The organism is Streptomyces sp. SAS_272, from assembly GCF_052543235.1.
In genome coordinates this window covers 1-23,545 of record NZ_JBMNDR010000082.1, presented here as the reverse complement: position 1 = coordinate 23,545, position 23,545 = coordinate 1, and the positions used below count along the sequence as shown (strand labels likewise).

Annotated in this window: 19 protein-coding genes and 5 pseudogenes; 14 read left to right on the top strand and 10 right to left on the bottom strand. The window is 69.1% G+C overall.

The genetic code is table 11. From position 1 onward, the window contains the following. Window positions 1–127 precede the first annotated feature (127 nt). From ACN6LD_RS33660 to ACN6LD_RS33635, 6 genes are all read left to right on the top strand, one after another. Window positions 128–961, top strand: a complete 834-nt coding sequence (locus tag ACN6LD_RS33660; protein ID WP_445045145.1) for a maleylpyruvate isomerase family mycothiol-dependent enzyme — start codon at window positions 128–130, stop codon at window positions 959–961. 1,166 nt (window positions 962–2,127) lie between these two features. Continuing rightward, window positions 2,128–2,433 (top strand): hypothetical protein, encoded by a 306-nt coding sequence (locus ACN6LD_RS33655; RefSeq protein ID WP_319194519.1) that lies wholly within the window; start codon window positions 2,128–2,130, stop codon window positions 2,431–2,433. Between the two features lie 184 nt (window positions 2,434–2,617). Then, on the top strand, window positions 2,618–2,773 hold the full coding sequence (locus ACN6LD_RS33650) for a hypothetical protein (RefSeq protein WP_445045144.1): 156 nt from the start codon (window positions 2,618–2,620) through the stop codon (window positions 2,771–2,773). Window positions 2,774–3,020: 247 nt separating this feature from the next. Beyond that, window positions 3,021–5,315: a DUF4135 domain-containing protein gene (locus tag ACN6LD_RS33645; RefSeq protein WP_445045143.1), complete on the top strand. Its 2,295-nt coding sequence runs from the start codon at window positions 3,021–3,023 to the stop codon at window positions 5,313–5,315. A gap of 110 nt (window positions 5,316–5,425) precedes the next feature. Further along, window positions 5,426–6,508: a cupin domain-containing protein gene (locus ACN6LD_RS33640; protein ID WP_319194525.1), complete on the top strand. Its 1,083-nt coding sequence runs from the start codon at window positions 5,426–5,428 to the stop codon at window positions 6,506–6,508. Window positions 6,509–6,681: 173 nt separating this feature from the next. After that, entirely contained in the window at window positions 6,682–7,794 is a 1,113-nt protein-coding gene (locus tag ACN6LD_RS33635; RefSeq protein WP_445045142.1) for a JmjC domain-containing protein, read from the top strand. 240 nt (window positions 7,795–8,034) lie between these two features. On the opposite strand, the gene ACN6LD_RS33630 is transcribed toward ACN6LD_RS33635, so the two are convergent. After that, entirely contained in the window at window positions 8,035–9,039 is a 1,005-nt protein-coding gene (locus ACN6LD_RS33630) for an ArsR/SmtB family transcription factor (RefSeq protein WP_445045141.1), read from the bottom strand. Window positions 9,040–9,379: 340 nt separating this feature from the next. Beyond that, a complete protein-coding gene (locus ACN6LD_RS33625; RefSeq protein ID WP_445045140.1) occupies window positions 9,380–9,712 on the bottom strand; it encodes a hypothetical protein in 333 nt (110 codons plus the stop codon). 316 nt (window positions 9,713–10,028) lie between these two features. Here ACN6LD_RS33625 and ACN6LD_RS33620 point away from each other — a divergent pair. Continuing rightward, window positions 10,029–10,142 (top strand): annotated as a pseudogene (locus tag ACN6LD_RS33620) (IS5/IS1182 family transposase); the annotation flags it as partial. A gap of 7 nt (window positions 10,143–10,149) precedes the next feature. On the opposite strand, the pseudogene ACN6LD_RS33615 reads toward ACN6LD_RS33620, so the two are convergent. Continuing rightward, window positions 10,150–10,838 (bottom strand): annotated as a pseudogene (locus ACN6LD_RS33615) (haloacid dehalogenase type II). A gap of 146 nt (window positions 10,839–10,984) precedes the next feature. Here ACN6LD_RS33615 and ACN6LD_RS33610 point away from each other — a divergent pair. Both ACN6LD_RS33610 and ACN6LD_RS33605 read left to right on the top strand, forming a co-directional pair. Continuing rightward, a complete protein-coding gene (locus ACN6LD_RS33610; protein WP_445045139.1) occupies window positions 10,985–11,602 on the top strand; it encodes a CGNR zinc finger domain-containing protein in 618 nt (205 codons plus the stop codon). Window positions 11,603–11,634: 32 nt separating this feature from the next. Then, window positions 11,635–11,851 (top strand): annotated as a pseudogene (locus tag ACN6LD_RS33605) (ATP-dependent helicase C-terminal domain-containing protein); the annotation flags it as partial. Window positions 11,852–11,896: 45 nt separating this feature from the next. Here the strand turns inward: ACN6LD_RS33605 and ACN6LD_RS33600 are convergent. Continuing rightward, window positions 11,897–12,547 carry a hypothetical protein gene (locus ACN6LD_RS33600; protein WP_445045138.1) on the bottom strand — a complete coding sequence of 217 codons (651 nt, stop codon included), beginning with the start codon at window positions 12,545–12,547 and terminating at the stop codon, window positions 11,897–11,899. Between the two features lie 141 nt (window positions 12,548–12,688). Here ACN6LD_RS33600 and ACN6LD_RS33595 point away from each other — a divergent pair, with 141 nt between their 5' ends. Next, window positions 12,689–13,336, top strand: coding sequence for a hypothetical protein (locus ACN6LD_RS33595; RefSeq protein WP_445045137.1), 648 nt, complete (start codon window positions 12,689–12,691; stop codon window positions 13,334–13,336). A gap of 314 nt (window positions 13,337–13,650) precedes the next feature. On the opposite strand, the gene ACN6LD_RS33590 is transcribed toward ACN6LD_RS33595, so the two are convergent. Continuing rightward, complete coding sequence (locus ACN6LD_RS33590; RefSeq protein WP_445045136.1) at window positions 13,651–14,118, bottom strand: site-specific integrase; 468 nt, start codon at window positions 14,116–14,118, stop codon at window positions 13,651–13,653. Window positions 14,119–14,503: 385 nt separating this feature from the next. Beyond that, window positions 14,504–15,121 carry a TetR/AcrR family transcriptional regulator gene (locus ACN6LD_RS33585; RefSeq protein WP_445045135.1) on the bottom strand — a complete coding sequence of 206 codons (618 nt, stop codon included), beginning with the start codon at window positions 15,119–15,121 and terminating at the stop codon, window positions 14,504–14,506. A gap of 68 nt (window positions 15,122–15,189) precedes the next feature. On the opposite strand from ACN6LD_RS33585, the gene ACN6LD_RS33580 reads away from it, so the two are divergent. Further along, window positions 15,190–16,524, top strand: coding sequence for an alpha/beta fold hydrolase (locus ACN6LD_RS33580; protein ID WP_445045134.1), 1,335 nt, complete (start codon window positions 15,190–15,192; stop codon window positions 16,522–16,524). A gap of 302 nt (window positions 16,525–16,826) precedes the next feature. Here the strand turns inward: ACN6LD_RS33580 and ACN6LD_RS33575 are convergent. Beyond that, window positions 16,827–16,967, bottom strand: a pseudogene (locus tag ACN6LD_RS33575) (IS6 family transposase); the annotation flags it as partial. A gap of 306 nt (window positions 16,968–17,273) precedes the next feature. On the opposite strand from ACN6LD_RS33575, the gene ACN6LD_RS33570 reads away from it, so the two are divergent. Continuing rightward, a complete protein-coding gene (locus ACN6LD_RS33570; protein ID WP_415924904.1) occupies window positions 17,274–17,939 on the top strand; it encodes a GAF and ANTAR domain-containing protein in 666 nt (221 codons plus the stop codon). Between the two features lie 235 nt (window positions 17,940–18,174). On the opposite strand, the gene ACN6LD_RS33565 is transcribed toward ACN6LD_RS33570, so the two are convergent. From ACN6LD_RS33565 to ACN6LD_RS33555, 3 genes and pseudogenes are all read right to left on the bottom strand, one after another. After that, a complete protein-coding gene (locus tag ACN6LD_RS33565) occupies window positions 18,175–18,447 on the bottom strand; it encodes an SH3 domain-containing protein (RefSeq protein ID WP_445045133.1) in 273 nt (90 codons plus the stop codon). 626 nt (window positions 18,448–19,073) lie between these two features. Beyond that, a pseudogene (locus tag ACN6LD_RS33560) lies at window positions 19,074–19,472 on the bottom strand (ISKra4 family transposase); the annotation flags it as partial. 48 nt (window positions 19,473–19,520) lie between these two features. Continuing rightward, window positions 19,521–20,846: a glycoside hydrolase family 32 protein gene (locus ACN6LD_RS33555; protein ID WP_445045132.1), complete on the bottom strand. Its 1,326-nt coding sequence runs from the start codon at window positions 20,844–20,846 to the stop codon at window positions 19,521–19,523. 102 nt (window positions 20,847–20,948) lie between these two features. On the opposite strand from ACN6LD_RS33555, the gene ACN6LD_RS33550 reads away from it, so the two are divergent. Beyond that, entirely contained in the window at window positions 20,949–22,007 is a 1,059-nt protein-coding gene (locus tag ACN6LD_RS33550) for a LacI family DNA-binding transcriptional regulator (protein ID WP_319192162.1), read from the top strand. Window positions 22,008–22,223: 216 nt separating this feature from the next. Further along, entirely contained in the window at window positions 22,224–23,519 is a 1,296-nt protein-coding gene (locus tag ACN6LD_RS33545; RefSeq protein ID WP_319192160.1) for an ABC transporter substrate-binding protein, read from the top strand. Window positions 23,520–23,545: the final 26 nt, after the last annotated feature.

Genomic DNA, 23,545 nt, shown 5'->3' with positions numbered 1-23,545 from the left:
CCGTTCTCCTGATGGTCCCGGTTCTCGAAGCGCGCCCTACATGCGTGCTCCCGCGCCCTTGCCCCGGACCGGTGGGTCTGGTTTTGTGTCGCGATACAAGTAGGTGATCACGCAGACACGAGGGGAAATGAGCGGCGTGGACGGGGGAACACAGGCGAGGACCAGGGACTCCCTGCCGGAAGGACTCGGTCGGGCGATACGGGAGACCGCGAGTGCCATCGCCGCGCTCCTGGACGGCGCGAGGGACATGAGCGTTCCCGTACCGGGGTTGGAGTGGACCGTCGGCGAGACGGCTGCCCACCTGGCACTGGCCAACGGCCTGATGGCCGATGTCGCGTCCGGCCAGGAACGCTTCTACGGAGACGGCACCCCGCACGGTCTCGCGGCGGCCAATGCACAGAGTCTCATCGAGTTCCCCGAGCGCACGGCAAAACCGCTGGCCGCGATGATCGTGGAGCAGGCCGACGCATTCCTGCACGCGGTGGACCGAGCCGTGGCGGACGGGACCGCGGGCCGGACGCTTTCGACCCCGCTCGGTCCGATGGACCAGGACATCCTCGCCTCGTACCTGCTGACCCACATGCTGGGCCACGGTTACGATCTCGCCCGCGGGCTGCGTCGGCCGCACATGATCAACGAGATGCGGGTCGGGTTGTGCCTGCCGTTCCTGAAGACGGCGATGCCGCGCGTCGCCGCCGCCTCCGCGCTGACGGCCCGTTACACCGTGCGCGTCCGGGGCGGCGCGGCATTCGGCGTCACGTTCACCGACGGTACGGTCGAAGTGCTTCCCGACCCGCCCGAGCGTTCGGACTGCACCATCCTCACCGAGCCGGTCGCCTTCCTCCTCATCGCGCTGGGACGTCTGGGCCCGTGGCAGGCCATGGCACGCGGAGCTGTGCTCGCCTGGGGCCGCAAACCCTGGCTCGCCCCCCGTTTCCCCACTGCCTTCAACGCACCTTGACCATGGCGTTCCTTGACAAGCCCGGCGCTGCGAGTCGTCATGTCGGCGGGCCCAACGCCCACGCCGGCAACGCCGCAGGGCGCTCACACGAGTCTGACGATCTTGGAACAGTGCTGGACGGTTGAGCCCAAGGAGGGTCAGCGGCCGTTCGAAGGGGCATCACCGACACCCGCGCTCCCGCCGGGAATTGAAGCCGTCCTGGTGCCTGCACAGACCTGCCGGTCGAATTCGCGCGCCCTGGCTGCGGATTCCGGGTCCGGCTGCTCCGCATGGACTCGCCCGGGCGTCCCGGGTCTGTGGGTGTGTGGGTGCGGAGGTGAACGCTCAAGGCAGTGGGTGCAGCGCTGGGCTGTGCGGGTGCTGATGTGAGACAGGTCGTCGCCGAGGAGGGCGACGACCTGGCCGGGCAGCCGAGGAGATCGGCGTCGCCGGCGAAGTAGGCGGTGGGGGTCGCCAGGAACAGGAGGGGCTCGGTGGGCGACTGATCGCCGGCGGTGTCGAACAGCCGGGTGCTGTGCGGATGGCCAGCGAGTGTGTGCTGCCCGAGCTCGGCCGGGTGGGGGCCACCGGTACGACGAAGTCCTCGTCGTCAGGACGGAGCAGGCGGGACGGCCCCCGTCCACCGAGGGTCCTGACAGCCCCATGCCCCCGCTTCAGCGGCACCGACCGGAACGTCGTGGTGCTCCGCGTGTCCCACGACGAACACGCTTTCAAGCCGACGACCACTCAGGGAACGTCTCGCCGCAGGAACCTCGTCCGGTCGATCGGACCAGGTCACCGAGGTTCTCGCCAGGTCACAGCAGCCCCTGGGCGGGCGGCCGAAAGGGCGGCTCTTGGATTCGACGAGCATCGAAATCATGGCGGCGAACCTGTCTTCACGCGAAGTATGTCGTGGACAGCGGATCGACCAACCGCTGTGCACTCGATGGAGGAAATTGCGTGATGGCCATGCGGAACGGGGGAGCACGCCGTGTGATCACGGCCGTTGTGGTGGGACTCTGCACACTCGCCACCACGACGGGGACAACGACCGCCGCGAGTGGTCCCGCCCGAACCGACTTCGGCGCACAGGCGAAGGAACCGGGACTCGGCAGCGCACAGGCGCATGCCCTTCAGCAGCGTGCCGACTTGGCCTGGAGGCAATCCTCTGGAAGGGAGAAATCGACATGAAGACCCGGGCTCGTCTCGTGGCAACTCTGTGTGCCGCCGCCTCCGCGGTCACCATCGGTCTGGCGACTCCGGCCGCGGCCCACTCGGACCAGGCCGATGCCAGATGCAGCACCTACCGGAGCGAGGACGGCAAGCGCGTCGGGGTCGGTTGCACCACCGGCCGCTACTACGTCGTCGGCACAGCGTGCAGCGCGGGCGGCTGCACCACGATCGGCGGAAACATCGTCAGCGCCCCCAACATTTCATGGGCCTGGGCCGGCAGCGGCTACTTCGGCGGCGACATCAGGGCCGTCTTCGTGTAAGAGCGCTGCCCGCCGAGACACGAACACGTCACCTTTCTCAAGAAGCCGGCTGAAGCTCCCTGAGCCCACATTGCATCGCCGGGCGGTCTTCAGCTCGATCCCGTCTCGGCCTCGATCGGCCGACCTCACCCGTGCATCCGATGCGCGAACTCATGTGGCACCCGTCAACCCTGGAGGAATCGTCATGACTCACTCACCCGCCCACGACACTCAGATTCGTCCCGAGAGCCGGCCGTCCGCCGAGGACGAACTCGACCTCGTCATCGGCGAACTGGAGCAGCAGATCCCGGACCGTACCGGCGCTGCGGCCAGCACGTGTATCGGCTGGTACTGCGTCTGACCCTGGTCACAGCCGCCACGCCCACTGGAGAGCACGTGGTGCCGCTCGACGACATGCGGGCGGCACCACGCATGGGAGGCACGACACCATGATCGAGGTGCTGTGGGACATGACTCCGCCGACTGATTCGCCGTGCACACGTCCGCATGGCTCGTTCGCCGCCGGAAAGGTGGTGGAGGCGGTACGGACGGGCAGCGCCGGCCGCTTGTTCCCCACGGTGATGCGACCCACCGACGACGGTCTCCTCATGCACGAGCGCTTCTTGACGGGAGACGACGATGCCGCCGTCCTGGCGGCGGCTCTCGCCTCCCCCCGCTTCGCCCCGCTCACCCGGCTGCTCGACGCCCTCGACACCTGGTGTCACCGGGCCACGATGCGGTACGGCGACCTGCTCGCCCCCGGTCTGCTCGACGTGACCGACGGCGATCTCTTCGGTCCGCTCGTGGCCGAGGCCTTCACCGCCTGCGCCGCGGGCGCGCTCTATGCGGCGGACGAGCAGCACGTCCGCTGGACGACCTTCCTCGACGAGTTCCTGCAGCGTCTCGCCCGGGACGTCACCAGCCCCTGGTTCGATCAGCCATCGCTGCGAACGCCCGTGACGGTCATCGAGGCGCAGAGCGGGGAGACGCACAACGGGCGCCGCAGGGTCCTGCGCGTGAGCATGCGCGGCGGCGGCACGGTCGCTTACAAACCCCGCCCACCAGGCGGTGAACTGCTCTTCCTCGCCCCCGACGACTCTGTCTTCGCCTTCCTCAATTCGCTGCCGCCGGTGACAGGACCGGTCGTCCTCCCCGTTGTGCGCTGCACGGCGGGGACCGGCCCCGATCGGCTCGAGTACACCTGGCAGGAGTGGATCGAGCCGCCTTCGCAGTGGGGGGTGATCCGCTCGGCACCCGGAGCGCGGCTCACTGGGACCAGGCTCGACCGCCGAGGGGCGGAACGATTCTGGCATCGAGCAGGCTCTCTTGCCGCGGCGGCCTTCCGGTTCGGCATCGTCGACCTGGGCGAAGGCAATGTCCTGTGCGGAACTCGGCCCGGACAGCAGGATCCCTTGTACTACCCCGTCGACCTGGAGATCTTCCTCGCGCCGCTGCAACGTCTCTACGACACCGGGCTGATCGCCGAAGCCGGGGACCATCATCACCCGGGGCTTGAGGACCAGGCCCGCTGGTGCACCGTGGACGGTCCCGTCGCTCACTTCACCGACACCGCCGGCGGTGGCCTGCGACTGGTCAGGCGGAGGCGGCCCTGTGCGCGCCTCCAGACCCGCACGGTGGTCGCCGACACTCAGGGCCGCACCGGATACGGGCCCTACCTCGCCGTCTTCCTGCGAGGCATGTTCGACGCCTGGACACTCATGTGCCGCCACCATGACGCGATCCGTGGCTTTCTGGCACGCGCCGGGCAGGACAGGTACGTCCGCGTCCTGCTCAAACCGACATCGGCGTACACCGAGGTCCTCGCCGACCGGCTCACCGGCACGGGAGCGGGCACCGGCGCGCAACCCGATGCCGTACAGGGCGCAACGCCAAGATCCGGCGACCCGACCGGGACCCGATCCGCTGCCGCGTTGCCTTTCTTTCCTGCCGCTCGAGCCAAGGCCGCACAAGCCATGACCCCTCACGACGCCGTCTTCGGCCCGGACGAGGCCGTTCAACTGGACGCTATGGACGTCCCCTACTTCTTCCGCTCCGTCCGCGGCGGCTCACTGATGCGCGTGGGCCCGCCGCACACTCCCCTGCCGGTGCACTGGTCCGCGCAGTGGCCGCCGTCCAGCGCCGTAGGCGACGGCCGGGGCCGCGACCTGGCCGGGCTGGGTGTGGCGCTGCGGGATGCGGTGCATTACGTGTACGAACGGGTGGAGCCGTACGCCCTCCACGCAGACGGGGTACGTGTCCTGCTCTCCGATCGACACACCGGAGAGGTCGGATTCGACTGGCCGCAGGCCCGACGCCGGGTCATCTACACCTGGGATCGGGGCAATGTCAGGATCCGCACCGAGCCGCTGACCCGCCCCGCCCTCGCCCTCGACGTACGACGCCGTCTTCTGACGATCGATCGGGTGGACGCGGCACTGCGTACCCGCTGGGCAGCCTCCGGCTTCGGCGACAAGGAGACCGGGGACAGGCTGCGGATCCTGACAGGTGTGGCCGCCCGCTGGCTGGAGGACGTCGTGCAACGGCATGGCTGGCCCGGGCGGACGCTTGTCGGCCCGGCCGCGGCGGCTGCAGCCTGTCGGCTCGTCCAGCACGCCGAAGGACCACTGGACTTCCAGCACGAGTGCCTCCGACTCATCGAGGAGGCTGCCCGCAACGGCGATCTGCCCTGGCGGCAGGTGGCCTACGTGACCGACGCGCTGCGCATCCGGGAAGGCCGGCCGCAGCTGTACGGGACCAAGTTCCGTTTGCAGGAAGGAAATCTGGAGCCGTGTCCCATCGAGCAACCCGACCGGGTGGACGAACGCCGACGCAGTCTGAGGATGGAACCGCTCGCCCGGTACGCCGGCCGCTTGCGCAGCCGGTACCAGCAGCAGAGCACCTGAGCGAGTCCCGGTGGGATCTGTTCACCGCTCGCCACTGGGAGCGGAAGCCCGAGGTCGTACCCGCGCCGGGCGGCCTGGGCGCCGTCGACGCCGACCGCGCCTACGCGACGATGGTCGAGGCCGCGCGGCCCTTCCGCGCCGGGACCCGGTTCCAGGCCCTGCCGGACGTCCGATTCCTCGTCGACGGTGGCCGGATCCGGGCACCGGGAGACCTGCTGCCCGGCCCGCAGGACATCACCGCGCAGCGGTACGGCGAGCGGCTCGACCATCAGATGGGGGGACGCGGCCGGCTGCTCGTGGTGGAGCAACCGCTGATACTCGACCACACCCTTTGGGCACAAGTGCGCTCTCTCGTCGCACCCTTGTGGGATCGGGCCGGGTACCCCGTCCTGCCCGTCGTCACGGAACTCGTCCTCGGCGAGCGGATCACGGAGTGCGACGGCCCCGCACACGAGCCACGGCACTCCACGCTGACCTGGGTCCTGCACGGCACCGTGACCGCCGCCCCTCGGGACGCAACGGCCGGGCCCACCCTCACCGCCGGGGCCGGCGACCTGCTGCACTGGCCGGCAGGCCGGCCACACCGCATGCGCTTCGCATCGCGGACCTTGGCCATGCGCCTCCTGGTACCTCGCGACCCCCGACTGCTGAACGCGGGGGCCAAGGACCTCGTGGCCGCACTGATGGACAGGCAGCGCGGTCGGTCCCGCGTCCCGTACCTACCGTTCCCTGCCGGCGAAGTGCCATCGCCACCCGACATACCCGAACTGGGGCAGACAGCAGAGTTGTTGCGTGAGATGACCGCAACGCCCCACCTCAACCATGCTCTCAGCGCCGTCTGGGCACAAAGGGTCAGCGCCGCCGCACTCGAACCGGCCCCTGGCCCGCGGCCCCCCGCCCGTCTCTCGCCGAACGACCGCTTGCGGCCGGCCTCCACCGTGATGCGCATGCCCCTCGACGACGGTAAGACGTGGCTGTGGGCGATCGATGGTCATGCCTTCCGCCTGCGCGGCACGCTGGGCGAGCGCGTACTGAACCGGCTGCGTCAGGGCGACTTCCCCACCGTCCGGCAACTGTGCGCCGTAGCCGGACCGGACGGTGAAGCATTGGTCCTGGCGCTGCTGGAGAAGCTGTACACGCTGCGCGGCGTGGACGTGGACGTGGACGTGGACGGACAGGAGAACACAGCGTGAGCGGGTCTGTGGCAGTGGAGACGGAGTTCTGCTGGAGCACGTTCGTGGAACGGCATTGGGACCGGTCTCCCGTGCTGTTCCGTTCCCTGTCACGGTCCCCCGCCCCGTTCGCAGCAGGTGAGGTGTTTCGTGCTGCCGTCCACGGCAGCCGGTCCGCGCGCCTGGACGGGCGTATGCCGTCCCATGTGCAGTTCATGGTCGACCGGGTCCAGCGGGACGTCTCGGACGATCTGCTGCCCGCCGCCGAGGACGGCTCCTTCGACGCGTACGACACCCGTCTCGCCGCCCGCCTCGACGGACGTCGGCACGCCCTCGTGGTCAATAGCTTCCACACTTTCGATGCCGCTCTATGGTCGCGCGAGCGAGCCTTCTTCGCCGGCCTGTGGGACGTCGTCGGCCTGCCTTTGACGGGTGCCATCACCACTTTGTTCCACGGCACCTACGAGCACAGCCCTGTCGGCGTGCACAAGGACCGTTTCGCCACGTTCATGTTCGGTCTGCGCGGCCGTAAACGCATGCGGTTCTGGCCGAGCAAGCCGTGGGACGAGCCCGTCTCCACCAAGGTCGACTACGCCGACTACTGCGGAGAGTCGTTCACCGCCGACGTCGGCCCCGGCGACCTGCTGTATTGGCCGGCCGACTACTACCACGTCGGCGAGAGCGGCACTGCGGCTCCCGCGACGAGTGTCAACGTAGGCGTGCCCCGGGAAGAGCACCATGTCGGCTACGAGCTGGAGGCACTGCTCGCCGACCACGACCCGAACCGGCTCACCGGCCGCAGCAGCCTGGACAACCTGCTCCCCCTCCATGACGTTCCCGTCACCGCGCCGGGTCCCGGCGCCAACGGCCTCCTCTCACCTACGCTCCCCGAAGGACTCACCGCCCCGGTGGAAAGTCTGCATGCCTTCGCCCGACCGGACCGGGCAGCCCGCCGCGTGACCGCCGTCTCTCTGCGCCGCTGGACGGCCGGGGGGTTCGAACCCGTGCCCGCAGCCGCCGCACCACGTCCCCTCGGCGATGTCGAACTCCTTCGCGCCGACCCCCGTGCTCACATCTTCTGGGGCACGGAAGGCGACGGCGGCACCCTCTGCGCGGCCAACGGTCACCACACACGTACGCCACTGAAGCACCGCGACGTGCGCCGGCTGAGCCGGGCACTGGCCGCCACGAGGCCGGTGACGGTGGCTGTTCTACTGGAAGCCCTCTCGCCAGGCATCCAACGCGAGGCGGCCCGTGCCCTGTTGCAACAGTTGGAGAGCTTCGGGGCACTCCGCCGCGAGCCTTGATCCTCCTCCGCACCGATCGAACCCCGAAGGGGCATGCGCTGGACGTCATCGACGTGCCGTGCACGCGTCCTTCTGACGCGCGGCAGGCCGCCCGTGCGGAAACCGCCCTCGCGACGACCTCGCACCTCGAGTCGGGTCCGGCGCACATCGGCGCGCTGTTCACATCCGGCGGCTGCCGTCCCCGTCTACCGGGCTCCTGCCTGTCGGCGGCACGTTGTGGGCTCTTGCCCATGCCGCTCGTCAGGCGAAGGGAAGTTTTTGTTCCAACACGGCGAGGCCCAGCCCCGTGATGCTGTGCATGACCACCTTGCCCTCGCGTCGGGTGGTGATCAGGCGGGCGTTGCGCAGCACGGTGGTGTGGTGGCTCGCGGTCGCCGGTGCGAGGTTCAGCCTGCGCGCCAACTGAGTCGTGCTGCACCCGCGCCCGTCGGCGGTCGCCCTCAGCACCGCGGCCCTGGTACGTCCCAGCAGGTCGTTGACCGGCGGGACGGCAGGCTCGCCGGCGTCCCCCCACAGGGCTGTGTCGAGCAGGGCGTCGCTGACGACGGGGATGGCGAGCACGGGTGCCCGGGCCGGATCCAGGGGCGCCTGCAACACTTCAACCTGCTGAGTGGAGAACATCGTCGGCGCGATGACGAGACCGCGTCCGTTCAGGTGGATGTCCGCGTCACGTGCGTGGACCACTTCGAGCACGGGTGGCTGCCAGCGGACCGACGCGCCCAGTGTGGTGAGGAGTTTCTCGACTCCCCCGTCGGCCATCGTGGCCCCATATGCTGCCCGGACCTCGCTCAGACGGGAACGCACCCTGGTCCAATAGGGAGCGACCGTCACGTGATGGCAAGCTCGCAGAGCCGCGGCGACCTGCAGCCTGGCCTCCCTGTCTCCGTCGACCAGCTTGCGAGCCCAGGAGCGATGCGCGGGATGAAAGTCGATGTTCTCCAGTTCGAGGCGCATCAAGGACCGTGAGGCCGTCAAGAGGTTGTCCACCGCTTCGTCGATGGACGGCGTATCTCCCGTCAAGCTCGCCATGTCGACCAGCGACCCACGTGAGGGCATCAACGCGCCGAGCGGGCCGGCCTGTTCGCCCAGCCGCCCCCGCACCGACACGTGCCAGCGGCGGAAGGCGAGACCGACGTCGCGGTCCTTCAGCAGCTTCACGCTGTCGAAGGTCTCCCCCGCCACGCCGATCGTCCCGGACAGCCGGATCCGCGTCAGGTCCTCCGCCGTGAAGTGAATGCGTTTCACCGTGAGCCCCGTCCTGCCCGGCACTGCTGCTACAGCAGTCTCAGATCTGGACGGAAGCCTGACAACGATCAATCAGGCCACGTACCAGAGGGACGTGACCAGGCCGACCGCGATCCGGGCCGGCCGCACGGCTGGGCATCGCCAATGTCTCGGTCGCGGACATCCGGCGTGAGCACCCGTGGGGCGAGGCAGGCCACCGGCCGCAGTCAGGACGTACGTTCTCGAGAACTCCGATGGACGGGATCCAACCGCTGACGTGCACAAGCTGAGGAGAGAGGCCGGCCAAGCGGGCAGCCCCCTTCCTTCAAAACTGGAAAGGGGCTGCTGCTGTCGTCAGCGCTCAGCAATACACTTCCACTCGCTCGACGCGATTGCCGCCGTCCAGGGTCCGCTGACTCCATGCCGGGACGAGATCCCACGTGCGGTTCACATACCAAACCCTGAAGGTGTTGCCGTGGGCCATGGCATAGTTGAAACGACCGTAAATAGGGTTGTTTCCACAGTGTTCCATGTTCCAGACCTGCCCGACAGTGTCGTAAACGCAGGCCCGCCCGTCATCGCACTTGTAGCTCAGGTAGGCAGCTGAAGCCGTGCCGGAGCCGCCGATGAGCGCGCCGGTCCCAAGGGCGAGAGCCACAACTGTGCGGATCACGTGCTTCTTGAGCGACTGCATCCAGAAATCTCCCTGTCTGAGGCCCCGCTGTGACGCCATTTCGAGCAGACGCCCGCGGGAACCTGCCACCCGGTCGACCGATGCGACTTGCCGTGATCGACCTCTTCGCGTCACACCGTAGGCACCGCCCGTGGAGACCAGCCATCCTTTCGAGCACCATCGAAAAGTGCTCTGGAGTGACTCACGATCACGAGCCTCTTGCCGAGGCCCGCGTGCTCGGGCGGTGCCGATATTGACCACCCAGGTCTGCCCGACCAGCAGCTCGGCGAGTCGGGCCCTCCGCAAGGCCGCTGGAGGGCGGCACAGCGACAGGGGAATTGTTCCGGACGGGCTGTGGGAGATCGCGAAGCCACTGATCCCTTTGTCGAGGGTGCGGACGCAGGGCGGCGCAAGGCAGGACACTCCTGATGAGACGCCGTTTGCAGCCATCAGACCGTTTAGGCCCTGTCGAGTTGGTCGGCCAGGTCGGCCAGGTCGTCGGCGTGAAGGTCGAACCGGTCCGAGGAGGTGGGCGGGTCGCCGACGGGGCGGGTGACGTAGGCGGTGCGCAGGCCGAGGCCCTGCGCTGCGCGCAGATCCCAGGCGTGGGTGGCGACCATCAGCAGCCGCTCCGCCGGTCGTCGGGAGGCGGTGACGGCCAGCCGGTAGACCGCTGGGTCCGGCTTGTAGGTTCGGGCGTCTTCGGCTGACAGGGCCTGGTGCCAGCGCAGTCCGGCGTGGGCGTTGAGTCCCAGCAGCGCTGTCCGGCTCGCGTTGGAGAGTCCGATCAGCGGGACCGTTCGGCGAGTCGGGCGAGCCCTGCCACGGTGTCGGGCCAGGGCGGGAGCCGGCGACCTGACAGAGCCAGCGCCGCTACGGCGGTCGGGTCGTCGATTCCGGCGGCGTCGGCGACGAGCCGGGCGACTTCACGGTCGAGGACGTCGCTGGTGAGGTAGGGCCTGCCGCCGTCGAGGATACGACGCTGTTCGCGGGCGATGTGCTGCTGCCACAGCAACGAAAGCTGCTCGATTCTGGGATCGTCGAGCGACGGATCGAGTGCACGAATGCCGGCGCGGATACCGGCGGGTTCGTCGACTAGCGTGCCGAGCACGTCGAACACGATGGCATCGATCTCCAGCTCTGACATGGGCGGGGTCTCCTGGACGAAGCAGGGGGTGTTGGCGGCAGTCACCACTCCGCCCATGTAGCCAGGACAGATCGCACCGGCTTCGCACATGTAAGGGCTAAAGTGGCTGTTAACCGAAGGTAGCGAGAGGGTTGTAGAGGATGCAAGTGGCGTTGGAGGATTACGTCTGGGCGGCCGGGATCGCGACCGAACTGGTCAACACCACCGCCGAGGTCTGGCGCGGCGACGACCGCCTGCCAGACCTGGCCGGCCTCGTCGCGTTCGCCGAGCTGCACGGCCACCAGCCCGGAGACGATGACGTTCCCGGCGCGCTGTCCGAACTCGCCCGCCACGGACGTGCAGCCGACCTTCATGCGGTCCACGCGCTTCGGACGACTGTGCGCGACCTGATCGATCGCCCCGACCGCGACTACCTCATCGCCGGCGCCACCGCGCTCACCTCGTCCGCCCAGGGCGCCACCCTGATTCGCGATCCCGCCCACGAGAACCGCACACGCTGGGCCGCCCCGCTCCGCGAAGGAGCAACTGTCGCCGACGCCCTCTCGTTGATCTGCGGCATTGGCATCCTCGGGGTCGTATACACCCTCGGCGAGCAGCGATTCCGCCCGTGCGGCGCGCCCACCTGCCGGGGAGCTTTCATCGACACCACCCGGCCCGGTAGCCGCCGCTACTGCATGCCCGGCCTGTGCGGCAACCGCACCAACGTCGCCAACCACCGCGCCCGCCAAGCCGCAACGCACAACCGGCGCACCAACTCCCGGTAGCCCTGTGGGCGAGCAACGGACGGCACCACGCCCAGGAGTTGTTCGGCTGGTCTGCCGCCTTCGCGCTGGCGGACGGGCGGGCCCCGCTGACCGTCCACCTGCTCTCCCCGGCTGGGCGCCCGGCCGCCGTCAGCGGCGGCCTCGCGTCGTTCTGGCGCGAGGGCTACCGCGCCGTGCGGGCCGAGCTCCGCGGCCGCTACCCCCACCACCCGTGGCCGCAGGACCCGGGCTGCGGCCGAGCCGACCCGGCGGCTCAACACGCCCAACAGGGGACTGCCAAGGGCAGCCCGGAGGTCAGCCGCCACCCGAGCCGGCCGAGGCCGAACCACCGGAGGTCCAGCCGGAGTTGGGCTGCGGCCGACTGCGCGTGCTGCGCTCGGTGCGCAGCTCCACCACGACCCCAGCCGGGCCTAGCAGGGCCTCCAGCGCGTCGGCGAGCCGCTGCGGGTCGCCGCCGAACGGGAGCGCCAGCCGCTCCCGCGCGCCCCGCAGGACGAGTTCCAGCGCGAGCGTGGAGACGGCCGGCTTGTAGTCCCCCTGGTACGGCTCCACCACCTTGTGCGTCAGCCGCACCTCGCGCAGGGTCTTGACGGGCAGCCAGTCGTCCGGCCCGGCGGCCCGGACCAACCGCAGCGACGCGGGCACCCCGGCCGGCGCGAACTCCACCCGCAGGATGTCCCGGGCCCGGGAAAAGGCCAGCGCCAGCCAGCCGATCAGGTACTCCAGCCCGGCGATCACCCCCACCACCACGAACACGGTCGACGCCCGCGCCCCGGCCAGCGCCATCCAGAAGGCGACGAGCAGGGTCGGCACGCCCAGAGCGAGCGGAGTGAACAGCGCCGACCCCGCCGAGGTCAGCACGTTCCACGTCGGCCCGGCCGGGCCGACGCGCAGGACCAGATCCGTCGATTCGGGGCCTTGTCTCAGCAAGGGATCGGTGGCCATGCCTCCAGCGTAGGACCGGTCCGCAAGAGCGCCTCGGCCATATCCGGTAGATGGGGCACGACTTCTGACGGCCGTAGCCCACAGCCGACGGCGCGGCGGGCTCCCAGAACTCGACAGCTGAGGTTCGGTCGTCGGCCAGCTTTGAGCACGGGTGGCGACGGCGCGGACCTGGTTCAGCTCTTCCGCTGCCCCTTCACCCACGGCCCGTACCTGGAGCGCCGCTACCGCCTGCAGTGGCGACGGGCACGGGATACCGAGCACGCGGAACGCTTCCTCGCCGCTCCGCCCGAAGTGCCCCTGCTTCGATGGGAGCACGAACTCCCTGAGCCGTGTGTCCTGCACCCGGAAGAGGTGGACACCCATCCCTGGGCGGAGGACGACACGCTGCCCGCCTCGCTGATCGCGCGCATCGACGCGTGGGACGACGCCCAGGTAGCGGAACACGGCCCCGACGCCCCCAGCTACCAGTACGACCTGTCGATCCCGCCCGGCTGGCGCGTCGGTGGCTACCCCAGCTGGGCATCGACGGGCCCGATGGCCATCGACTGCGCGTCCTGCGCAACCCCCATGGGGCTGCTGCTGACGGCAGAGGGCTACGAGCTGGACGCCGGCTCGCACAGCTGGGTGCCCCTGGAGGACCGTGACCCGCCCCTGAGGGGGAAGGCATCGATCCGGGGCGGCCAATCCCTCGCCCAACCCACTCGGCTCCGCTTCGGCCGGGACCGGGACCTGCACGTGTTCACCTGCCCGGCCAACCCTGGGCACCCGCCCCAATGGGTGCTCGCCTAGGGAGTTTGGCGGCGAAGGACCATAAACGCCCCTGAGTGAAGTCTCGACTCTTCGTCCCACCGAGGCAGGCACCCTCGCCCCCGGCGTAGCCACGGTTCCTCCCGGAACCTCGGGACCGGGAGGTCGACCGACTCCCTGGCCGTCCTCCTCATGATCTGCGCGAGTTTGTCCTCGGCGCCGGCCAAGCTGACCTTGAGTGCTTCGACTTCGCCGAGCCAGCCTTCGCATTCGGCTTCGGCGATACGGGCGACGAGGTTGTCGCGGATCTCCTCGATGCGGGCGCGTTGGGCCGGGTCCGGCCTGAGGACTGCACATCAGACCCAAGCGTGCTCATGGACACAAGGGGTGGAAAATGCGCGGCCGCAGGTGCCGATGGACACCTTGCGTTTCTCGAAGTGCGCGAGGAAGGCATCCCATTCCTCCTCGGTGGGAGTTCGGTATTCCTCGCTGGGCCGGGTGGCCCGGCGGCGGGTGATGAAGGCCTTGTGTGCCTCGATCGTCTCGGCCGGGTAGACGGCCTTCCAGCCCATCGTTGTGTCAATGTTCTTGTGTCCGCAGATCACTTGGGCGATGTGCGGTGGAAGGCCGTTCATGATGGCGTCGGTGACGAAGATTCTCCTGAAGTCGTGCGGGGAGATCGTGAGGGGCGCGCCGGCGGCATCGGTGATTCCGGTGCCCGCGATCGTGCCGATCAGCAGCATGCGCAGGAACGTGGGGGTGAAGGCGCGGTGCTCGGTTCCGATCTGCCGCGACACGCGATGAAACCAGATCCGCCACCACACGCGCGGTCACCCCGACCCGCCAGCAGGAGCCACAACCTCCTTGTTCTCAGTATGAGTTGACCTCGCAGAGAGCCCAAGCTGGTTCGGTCAACGGGACATCCGCTGCCCCGTCCTCCAGATGGATCCCCATCAGAGGCCACGCCTCATCTAGATCATCCAGAACCTCCCAGAACGCATCCGCGAGGCCCGCGCCAACGGCTGGCTCGGCGAGGTCGAGGGGCTCCAGGTCGGCTTGGACGCTGCAATGACCAGGCCCAACGGCCTCAAGCGGGATCCGACCGATGGTCAGCCGCTGCTGGTCGACCTTGGCATGCCGGTCTTCACCGACCATGCACCCCCGCCCCCAGCAGGGACCGGTATGGCCCGGGTACCGGCCCTGATCCTGTCAATGAGCGAGTTCGGCTTGCCGAAGGCTACGGAATACCTCCGGGGTCGCCCATCCGCGCAACGTGGCGTGAAGCGTCGATCGGAATGCGGCCTCGGCCGTGGCCCCGTCGAGGGCCCCGGACAGTTCGAGAGTCACGAGCCCGTGCAGGGTGGCCCAGATCGACAGGGCGATCGACGTTGATTCGCCGACGAGTACGGACCCCGTCAAGGCGCGATCGATCGCTGCGAGGAGCGGACGGATCGGGTCATTGGCGCCGACCTCCCCCGACGGGTCGAAGGACTGCACGCCGCCGAACAGCACCGTGTAAAGGTGGCTGTGCCCGCGCCCCCAGCGACGGTAGGCGACGGCCAGCGCATAGAGGTCGGCGAGTGGGTCCGCGGAGGCCTGTGCCGCCGACAGGTCCTGAAACAGGCCTGCGACTGCTCTGTCGCGCACCGCAGCGATCAGCCCGTCCTTACCGCCGAACAAGGAATACACCGCCGTCGTCGACGCCTCGGCAGCAGCGGCCACGGCGCGGACCGTGAGCGACTCCCGTGGACGGGTGGCGAGCATCTCGGTCGCGCACTCCACAAGCCGCTCTTTGACGGCCTCGTCGTTTGTTCTCGGTCTACCCACAGCCAGCAGCCTACCTTCTTTGATAACGTCGTTTTGAAACAACGTTCTGAAACCGATGGAGGTTCGCTGTGCCCACGTCCGCCATACGCGCTGTCCGCTTCACCGGACGCTTACTGCTGGCCCTGGCCGCTGTCACGATGCTGGTCATCGTCTTTCTCGCGCTGATCGCCCTCACAGACGGGGCAGGTTCGGGGCTCGCCGCGTGGTTGACGACCCTTGGAGGTGGGGCTGTCCTCGCGCTGTGGCGGGGACGACACCGAACCTGGCCGGCGCGGCTCGTGGCGTTCCTGCCGGTGGCTGTCGCGGCAGCATTGACGGCGTCGGTCTGCATCCCGACCGTGCCGACGGCCCGGCGGTCCCCGCCCGCCCTACCCTTCGTGACCGCACAGCACTGGAGCCTGGCCACGGGCAGTCGGGTCGCGGTGTATCACTACCCGCCCGCGAGCCCCGGCCCCCGGCATCCCATCCCGCTCGTGTACCTCAACGGCGGACCGGTCCGCGGCATCTCGGTGCTCGACCACCGGTTCCTGCAACTCCTGGCCCGCCAGGGCTACGACGTCTACGCCTACGAACAGGCCGGCGGCGGACGCAGCGACCTGCTCCCCATGGGCCAGTACACGATTGCCAGGTCGGTCCGCGACCTCGCCGCCTTCATCGACCGCCTGAAGAAAGGCAGGGTCGACGTCCTCGGCTTCTCCTCAGGCGGGTCATTGCTCACCCGCGCCCTCGCCGACCCGAGCGTGGCCGCCCGCCTGCACCGGGCGATCGTCGCTGAACCCGGGCCCATGGACGGCCCCACCGCACACATCACCGGGCACAAGGGCCGCAAATCCGCACGCGGCCTCGCGCCGGCCCCGGCCGGACCGCGATCCACGCACGTCCCCCGGTATGCCGTGGCATTCGGCCTCATGCGGCTCGGAATCCTCAGCCCCGACACCGGACTGATCGGACAGGCCGAAGGCGACAACGCCTTCACCGCCGCCGACCTCGGCAGCGACACCGCATCCGCCTACTGTGCGCACGACGCGCACCGCATCCCCGCCGAGGACACCCCCCAGAACTTCTCCTTCAGCCCCGCCGCCAGCCTCCGCATCCAGCAGACGGTCAAGGACTCACCCTCCATCGCCTCACGACTGAGGCAGTCCCGGACCCCCGCGATGCTGATGATCGCCGAGTGCTCCTCCCAGATCCGTCAATGGGAGACCACCGTCCTTGCCCATGATCCCGCCGTCCAGCGCACGCAGTACATGCCCGGAGTCGGACACCACATGTGGAACGGCCTGGACGACAACAACGATCGAGCCGCCGCCGTCATTACTGCGTTCCTTCAGGACGAGCCGGCGCCCCTGCCGAACCACCCGACCCGCGACGAGATCCCCACCTTCCTGCGTGATCACGAATGAAGACGTTGCAGTCCGTCACCGGCAATGGCGGGCGAGCCCTCGAAGACGTCCGGGCCCTGAGCCAGGTACAGCCGAGGACGACTTCTCAATCCGGAAAGGGCTGGGGGCCGGCCCGGATGCCGGCTCCAGGTCAGGCCGTTGCGGGCAAGAAGCGGTGGCGGTGATCTGGTTCCAGTCAGCGAAGCGGTTGATCATTTCGGCGCGGTGTGCGGTGGCGGTCATCAGGTGGCGTCCCCATCGGAAGCAGGGTCAGATGCCGGTGAACGCGGACAGGAACCGCTGGGCTGAGCCCGTGCTTCGGAGATCAAGACCTCGTCCAGGCGCCGCTTGTCACCGGGCTGTGGCTGCCGACGGCGCAGCGCGCCGGCGTAAGCCTGCCCCGACTTGCCGCACAAGCGGCGGATTGTCTCGTACGGGACGACGACACCGCGCTCGAGCATCCACCTCCTGGACCGGTACCGGTGCCCCTTGCACGACAGCGACGCGCTCCCACTCACGCCGCACGCCCCTTTCCGGCCTGATCAACCCGAAGATCTTCCCACCGGTCACCCAACGTCACGGTGCCCGTCATCGTGCGTGAGAACCGCTTCCTCTGCGCGTTCTGCGTCTTCTGCGTTCAGCCGCCTGCCCGCGGACCTATGCGCCCCCCGTGACAGTAGGTGGTCGAAACACCAGCCGGCGGTACTGTGGCACGACACTGTGGTCGAGACGGGTGGTGTCGGGTGGAATGGCGTGAGTATGCCGAGCAGATGGCACGGCTGGCGCGGGATCTGCTGGCCAAGGACTCGGTGCAGGCGACGCTGGACGAGATCGCGGCGTCGGCGGTGAAGCTGATCGAGGGCTGCGACGCAGCAGGGATCCTCGCGGTGCGCAAGGGCCGCGCCGTGACTCTGGCCGCCTGCGGCGACATGGTCCACGAGTCCGACCGCCTCCAAGGGGAGCTGAACGAAGGCCCCTGCTTCGACCTCGCACGCCGCAAGGACGGCGAGCGCGTGTACCGGATCGCGGACCTTACCCAGCCCCAGCCCGCCTGGGAGCGCTTCGCCGACCAGGCCCGCAAACTCGGCATCGGCAGCATGACCGGCGTGTTGCTCTACACCGACAACGAAGACTTCGGTGCGCTCAACCTGTACGCCCGCGAGCCGGGAACGTTCAGCAAGGACATCGAGACGGCGGGCTGGCTGCTGGCCTCCCACGCCGCCGTCGCCCTGGCCGACGCCCGCACCATCGACCAGCTCGAACACGCTCTGCAGACCCGGCACGCCATCGGCGAAGCGATGGGCATCCTCATGGAACGCCACCACATGAGCGCAGACGACGCCTTCAGTGTGCTGCGCCGCATCTCTCAGCACCACAACATCAAACTGCGCGACGTCGCCCAGCGGGTCACGCCCCAACGCGCCGACCCCGCCTGATCACCAGCCCCAAACGCGCCCTGCGTGCTGCCACTCGACCAGCCCTGCGCAACCCACGAGGCAAGATCCCCCGACGCGGGGCTCGGCAGGCAACAAAGACACGCCCGCCCCGCGGGCGACGGCCCACCAGGACGGCACAGACCTTGCGGGGCCAGTACTCGCCCTGAGGGGGTGGGCGAAGCGCCCTGCCCCGCAGGGCAGGGCGCTTGGACTCAGCCTGTCAGGCCGCGAGCCGTCAGTAGGTGACGTAGTCGCCGCGGACCCAGCCCGTGACGCCCTTGTGGGCCCCGGACGTCACCTTGCCGTAGAACCAGACCGGGCGGGGGTAGGTCTTGGTGCAGTAGTACGTGAACGTGGTGCCCTTGGTCAGCTGTCCGAGCGAGGCGTAGCTCGTCGCGGGACCCTTGCGCAGGTTCACGTTGTTCGTCGCGATCTTGTACCCGGAGTGGTCAGGCTCATCAAGATTGCACTTCGAGTTGGTTACCGCACCGGCGCTCGGGGCGGACATCACCGCACCGCCCAACAGCGCGACTGTTGCCACAGCCGTCGCGATGCCTTTACGAAGCAAGCCCTGCCGCATACGTGATTCTCCTGTGTCGTTCCTGGCGTACCCCCGTGTGGACACGCCCTGCATCGTGCCGAGCAAGCGATGAGTGCCCAGCACGAAGGGAGAATCTCTCATGCAACTCTGCGGTGGGCATTAGCACTCAGTCCGTGCTCACTTGGCAATGCGTCTCCTCCGGAGGTCGTTCGAATGCGGCTCCGACCAACAGCGCATGGTCCTTCGCACCACCTGACACGCCCGTCGCGGCCCGGCCAACCGGCCGGCCGGCCCGCCCGCCCGGTGAGGTCATGGTTCCGCTGGTGAGTGCGTCAGGCGGCCTGCGCGAGGGCGACCCCGACCCACGGGATGTCGTCGCCCCTCGCCTGCGAACTGCTCGACAGGTTCCATTGCACCGACGCCGTCCTGGAGGTCGTCGAGCGGAACCCGGCCGAGGTGTCGGCGGCGGAGATGACCGTCCTGGCCCGGCGCATCCTTGACGACGTGGGGTTCGATCCCGGCTTCGACCTCGCCCCCGAGCGTTTGGAGACGTTGCGCACCGCGCTGCGAATCGTGGCCCGTGACCTGCCCACGCTGGTCATTTCGGCGCCAGAGTGGGCGTCCTGACCTGCGAGGATCACGGTAGGACGGTCGGCGGCCCATGCTTCGGCTTCGGTGGTGCCGGGTTCGTGGAAGACGTGGGCGGCAGCCCAGACGTACTCCGCAACGTGCACGAAGTCCAGCAGGACGTGGACCGTGACGTCGCGGCGCCCCGTCTCGGCACTGATCAGGTCGAGCTGGTGGCGGGCGCCGCCGACCAGCACGACCCACGGCCGCAGATGCTTCGGGTCACGGGCCTCGGCCTGGTCGAAGGCGTCGAAGATCACCTCCTCGGGCGAGCGGACCAGCGAGGCGGTGGACCACTTGTTCTCGGCCCGCGGTCCCGGACGGGCGGGGCGTTCGCCGGGGGCCCGCTGGACGTCGGGATGACGGGTCGTTGTCGTCCGCACCGCCGTTGCCCTGGGCTGCTGGAGGTGCCGTCATCCGGCGTCGTGCCCGGCGGCCGGGCCGGTGTGGCGGTCCGGCCGGGCGAGTTCCCAGAGCTGGGCCCGGCCGACCGCCGCATCCGGGCCGCCGTCCAGCCGTAGCTCGGCGACCTCGGCGACCCGCAGGTCCGACCAGGTCCCCGCGATGCCGCCGCGGTAGACCTCGACGATGCCGGCGTCCCAGAACAGGCGCAGCTCTCCGTCGAGTCCGGCGAACGCCGCCAGGTTCACAGTCATCTCGGCTCCCTCCTGGGAACGCAGGACGATGGACCGTACGCCGTCCGCTGCCGTGGCATCGAGTACCAGCTCGCCTGCATCCCTTCCCCCGTCCAGACGGGCTGGGCCGGCCGCGGGCAGGGGTGTCGCGGAGCGCCGCAACCGTGTCAGCTCGGCTGCCGGGCGGCAGTGCAGGCGGCCCTGCCGTACCGAGAGTTCGCGTGGCAGGGACATGAAGCCGACCGCCGGTCCGCCGAGGCCGGCCGGGTCCTCATGTGTGCGGATCCAGCCGAACTGGATCCGGCGGCCGTCGGCGGCCCAGTAGGACTGTGGGGCGTAGAAGCGGTCGCCGACGTCCGCGACGCCTCTCTCGCGTACCTCGAAGCCGTCGCCCGAGGCGGTGCCGGTCATCCACCAGACCGCGGGTCCCTCCTCGCCGTCCTCGTGGATGACCGAGACGAGCAGCACCCCCGTACCGTCCACGGCGAAGCGGTCCGGGCACTCCCATACCGCGCCCGGCACCTTCGCGGCGGCCCGGTCCACGAAGACGCCGTCGTAGTCCCATGCCAGCAGGTCCGCCGAGGACAGCGCGAACACCGAGCCCCCGTGCTCGCGGCGCGCGCCCGCGACCAGCTGGCGCCATCGGCCGGCCCCGCCGTCCTCACCTTCCTCGCGCCACACGCAGTGATCGCGGAACTCGGTGATGTCGGCGGCCGGCGGCGCGGGGACGAGAGGGTTGGCCGGGTCCTTGACGAAGCCCGACAGCCCGTCGTCGGCGGCGCGTGCGAGGCAGGGAAGCTGGGCGTCGCCGAGGACACCGGTGTAGAGGATCGAGACGCCGCCGTCGTGGGCGACGGCGCAGCCGGAGAAACAGGCCGTGGCGTCGTAAGGCGCGGTTTCGGGCAGGCCCGGGAAGAGTGCCGTCTCGTGCTCGGTCCACGTGAGCAGATCCGGGGAGCTGGCATGGCCCCAGTGCTGGTTGGCGAATGTCGTTCCGTCCGGGTTGTACTGGTAGAAGAGGTGGTGCCGGCCCCGCCAGTGGATCAGCCCGTTGGGGTCGTTCATCCAGCCCTTCGCCGGTGCGTAGTGCAGCCATGTGGGCATATCGCAGATACCTCTCAAAGTGGTGGAATGCGCTATTGAGCAGATGGGTACGGCCGGTGCGGTGGCCGATTCTCAGGAGCGGGCATCTCGTACTCTTGCCGCGTGTCAACGCATGAAGATCACCGACCGAAGGACAGAAGGACCCGCCGGGCCGATGTCGCGCTGCTTGCCGGCGTCTCGCCGGCGACCGTCTCCTTCGTCCTCAACCAGACAGCCGGGCAGACGATCAGCGACGAGACCCGGCAGCGGGTTCTGCGGGCGGCCGCCGAACTCGACTACCGTCCCAACCGGGCCGCGCAGGGACTGCGCCAAGGGCGCAGCGCGACCATCGGCTTCGTCAGCCATGACATCGACTTCGGCGTGTTCGCAGCCGCCGCGATCAAGGGCGCGCACGAAGCATCGATACGGCACGGCAACCTGCTGGTCCTGGTCAACACCGGCGGCTCGAACCGGCAGGCCGCGCAACTGGTCGGCGAGCTCCTCGACCGGCAGGCCGACGCCCTGATCTTCGCCGTGGCCGGCACCAGATCGGTGACGCTCCCGGACGACGCCGCGCGGGTGCCGACGGTCCTTCTGAACTGTTTCGTCCCGGGTGACCCCCTGCCGACGATCCTGCCCGACGAGGTGCGCGGCGGACGGGAGGCCACCCAGGCGCTGCTCGATCTCGGACACCGGGACATCGCCTACCTCACCGGTACGGCCAGCGTCTGGGCCACCAAGGCCCGGCTGCGCGGATTCCGCGAGGCGCTGCGCGGTGCGGGTCTCGACCCCCGCCGGTCCACCGTCCTGTCCGGGAACTACCACGCCGACTCCGGCTACGAACTGGCCCGCGAACTGCTGCAGCGCAGCCCCCGGCCGACCGCGATCATGTGCGGCAACGACCGGATGGCGTTCGGCGCGCTCCTGGCCCTCCTGGAGGCAGGGCTTCGGGTGCCCGAGGACGTCTCGGTCATGGGCTACGACGACCAGTTCGAGCTCGCCGCCGAGATCCACCCGGCGCTGAGCACCGTACGGCTGCCGTACGACGCGATGGGCCGGCTGGCCGCCGAGCAGCTGGCGGCAGGCGGCCCTGCCCTGCAGAGCGGGCGCACTGTGGTGCACTGCCCGCTTGTGCTGCGTGCTTCCACGGCGCCGCCGGCCGGCGGACCCGCCGGGGGCTGAGCCGGGCCGGCTCTGCGGACACACATGCTCATCCACGGATAACTCCCTCGTAACAAGTCCTTGACGCAAGAAACGGCTGGCGGCTAGCTTTCGGCCACTAACCCGAATTAGTAACCCGCCGCGGTGGCCTGGTGCAAGACCCGCCCCGGCAGACCAGGTCACCTCAGGTGCGACGGCAGCTCCCCCACCGCCGGCGCACCGGCCAAGGAGGAACACATGTCCACACGGAAGCTGGTTGCGGGTGTGAGCACGCTCAGCGCGCTCACCCTCCTCGCCACCGGTTGCTCGTCCGGTTCCGGCAGCACCGCGAGCGACAAGAAGACCATCACGATCTGGACGGGCATGGACCAGCCGATCATCGACGGTCTCAAGGCCGAACTCGCCCCCCAGGCCAAGGCCCAGGGCCTCACCGTCCAGTGGCGCCGGGTGGACAACATCAACCAGCTGCTCGTGCAGAAGGTGCAGGCAGGCGACGCGCCGGACATCGCGCTGCTGCCGCAGCCGGGCATCATCAAGGACCTCGCGTCCAAGGGCAAGATCACCCCGCTGGACGACGTCCTCGACCTGCCCGCGCTGAGCAAGAGCATGACGGCGGGCACGCTGGACGTCGCCAAGACCGACGGCAAGACCTACGGCCTGATGGTCAGCATGAACGTCAAGGGCCTGGTCTTCTACCCGAAGAAGGCGTTCGAGTCGGCCGGGTACACCGCCCCGAAGTCCCTCGACGAACTCAACACCCTCACGGCGAAGATCAAGGCCGACGGGAACACGCCCTGGTGTCTGGGCATCGAGTCCGGCACGGCGACCGGCTGGCCCGCCACCGACTGGATAGAGAACCTGGTCCTGAAGTACGGCGGCGTCGACAAGTACAACGAGTGGATATCGCACAAAGTCAAGTTCGACTCGCCACTGGTCCGCCAGGCCGCCGCCCAGTTCGAGAAGATCGCCTTCACCGACGGCAACGTGCTCGGCGGCCGCAAATCCATCGCCAGCAACGCCTTCGGCACCGCCGGCAACGCGATGTTCAAGAGCAAGCCCGGCTGCTACATGTACCAGCAGGGCAGCTTCATCACCGGCTTCTTCCCCAAGACGGTCCAGAAGAACATGGACTCCGAGGTCGGCGTATTCGGTCTGCCGCCGGCCACCGCGAACGGTGGGAACCCGGTCGAGGGCGGCGGCGACACCGCCTCCATCTACAAGGACAGCCCCGCCGCCCGCAAGGTCATGAAGCTGCTCGCGGCCACCGACCTCGGCACCACGGCAGCGGGCAACGGTTCGTCCTTCATCTCACCGCACAAGGACTTCCCGCTCTCGGCCTACCCGCTCAAGACGACCCAGTCGGTCGCCAAGGTCGCCTACGACTCCACCGGCTTCGTCTTCGACGGCTCCGACGCGATGCCCACCGCAGTCGGCACCGGCACCTTCTGGAAGGACATGACGGCCTGGATCACGGGCGGGGAGTCGCTGGACGCGGCCCTGAAGAACATCGACGCCAGCTGGCCCGCCGGCTGACCACGCACGGCGGGGCGCCGGGACAC

Bases quoted from the DNA above. Each gene is read 5' to 3' on its own strand.
- ACN6LD_RS33660 (WP_445045145.1), top strand. From the start codon at position 128: ATGAGCGGCGTGGACGGGGGAACACAGGCGAGGACCAGGGACTCCCTG.
- ACN6LD_RS33655 (WP_319194519.1), top strand. From the start codon at position 2,128: ATGAAGACCCGGGCTCGTCTCGTGGCAACTCTGTGTGCCGCCGCCTCC.
- ACN6LD_RS33650 (WP_445045144.1), top strand. From the start codon at position 2,618: ATGACTCACTCACCCGCCCACGACACTCAGATTCGTCCCGAGAGCCGG.
- ACN6LD_RS33645 (WP_445045143.1), top strand. From the start codon at position 3,021: ATGCACGAGCGCTTCTTGACGGGAGACGACGATGCCGCCGTCCTGGCG.
- ACN6LD_RS33640 (WP_319194525.1), top strand. From the start codon at position 5,426: ATGGTCGAGGCCGCGCGGCCCTTCCGCGCCGGGACCCGGTTCCAGGCC.
- ACN6LD_RS33635 (WP_445045142.1), top strand. From the start codon at position 6,682: ATGCCGTCCCATGTGCAGTTCATGGTCGACCGGGTCCAGCGGGACGTC.
- ACN6LD_RS33625 (WP_445045140.1), bottom strand. From the start codon at position 9,712: ATGCAGTCGCTCAAGAAGCACGTGATCCGCACAGTTGTGGCTCTCGCC.
- ACN6LD_RS33600 (WP_445045138.1), bottom strand. From the start codon at position 12,547: ATGGCCACCGATCCCTTGCTGAGACAAGGCCCCGAATCGACGGATCTG.
- ACN6LD_RS33570 (WP_415924904.1), top strand. From the start codon at position 17,274: ATGGCACGGCTGGCGCGGGATCTGCTGGCCAAGGACTCGGTGCAGGCG.
- ACN6LD_RS33565 (WP_445045133.1), bottom strand. From the start codon at position 18,447: ATGTCCGCCCCGAGCGCCGGTGCGGTAACCAACTCGAAGTGCAATCTT.
- ACN6LD_RS33555 (WP_445045132.1), bottom strand. From the start codon at position 20,846: ATGCCCACATGGCTGCACTACGCACCGGCGAAGGGCTGGATGAACGAC.
- ACN6LD_RS33545 (WP_319192160.1), top strand. From the start codon at position 22,224: ATGTCCACACGGAAGCTGGTTGCGGGTGTGAGCACGCTCAGCGCGCTC.